The sequence below is a fragment of the Mesonia mobilis DSM 19841 genome (genome assembly GCF_000423405.1).
In the GTDB taxonomy this organism is placed as follows: Bacteria; Bacteroidota; Bacteroidia; order Flavobacteriales; family Flavobacteriaceae; genus Mesonia; species Mesonia mobilis.
Genome location: NZ_AUHX01000057.1, coordinates 1 through 1199 on the forward strand (window position 1 = coordinate 1; position 1199 = coordinate 1199).

1 protein-coding gene is annotated in these 1199 nt (G+C 28.9%); it reads left to right on the forward strand.

The window, feature by feature from the left end; genetic code table 11:
- Positions 1 to 200 precede the first annotated feature (200 nt).
- Positions 201 to 1130, forward strand: a complete 930-nt coding sequence (locus G551_RS0112400; RefSeq protein WP_027885853.1) for a hypothetical protein — start codon at positions 201 to 203, stop codon at positions 1128 to 1130.
- The last annotated feature ends 69 nt before the right edge of the window (positions 1131 to 1199 follow it).

Sequence of the window (1199 nt, forward strand, 5' to 3'; positions counted from 1 at the left end):
TTTTTTCCTTGCATACCATGAAATTAATCTTTTTTAGTAAATTGTGCAACAAGCACAATGTGTATAATTCATTGCTTGTTAGAGCTTACTTACGAAAGTCCTCGCGGACTTTCTATCCGTGATTTATTTGCTAACTTTAGTGCTTAAACACGCAACGAAATCATACACTAGACCGTTAGCAAAAATTTAAACGAACATCCGTGAGCAAAATAATTTTTATAGACAGACCTCAAGAAAAATTAGATGAAATTCAAAGTCTTATAGAAATAGTTTATGAAGGATTTATGGCTTTAGCAATAGATTATGGTTACCACGTAAATAATGTATTTGGACAATCTAAAGATGGTAAACACGAAATTTATGAATTGAGAGATAATATCAATTATAGAATTAGAAGTGCAAACCTTCATTTTTATTTGCTAATTACGAGAAAATTAGAAATTGAAAATCGATTTGCAAAAATGCTGAAAGACAAACCAACTGTTTTCAATGGCTATTTTATGGGAAATCCTTATTTTGAAATGGCTTCAGACGAAATTATGGCTATCTATGATAGTATAGTTTTTCATCTATCTTCTTGCTTTGATTACCTTGCTATGTTGACTCAATTTGTCTTTGGGGAAAATCAACAAACAAAATTACAGTGGATAACTTTAGTTAAGCATTGTCACAATAATAAAAGTGAATTTGCGAAAAGAAAATTTGCAGAAAATATTAAGAAAGTAAATTCAGAATTTGTGAGTAAATTTAACGATTATCGTGCTGAACTTATTCATCGAAAAAAATCAACTTCATTTGCAAACTTAACATGGGAAATAAATTCAGGAAAAGTAACTACACAATTCAAATGCTCTGAAAAAATCAAATCAAATCTAAAGAAAATTATAGATAGGGATTTAGAATATTGTATAAGCTACGCTTCCTTTGAATTAATAAAACAAACTTTGTTAAAAATTTCTGACGTTCTTAATGGTATGAATGATGAATTTAGAGAGAACTATAACGAACATTCACCTAAAATGAATATCGGTGGATTTCAAATAATATCAATGAATCCGGAAACGAAATTTGCCGAATCACCATCTTTAGAATATTGGAAGAAATTTATGGAATATAAAAACTTTTGCTAACAAAGAACTGAGGTAAAAAGCAACTCTTTTCTTCCTTAATTTTAGAGCATATTTATCCTGTACTAAAAC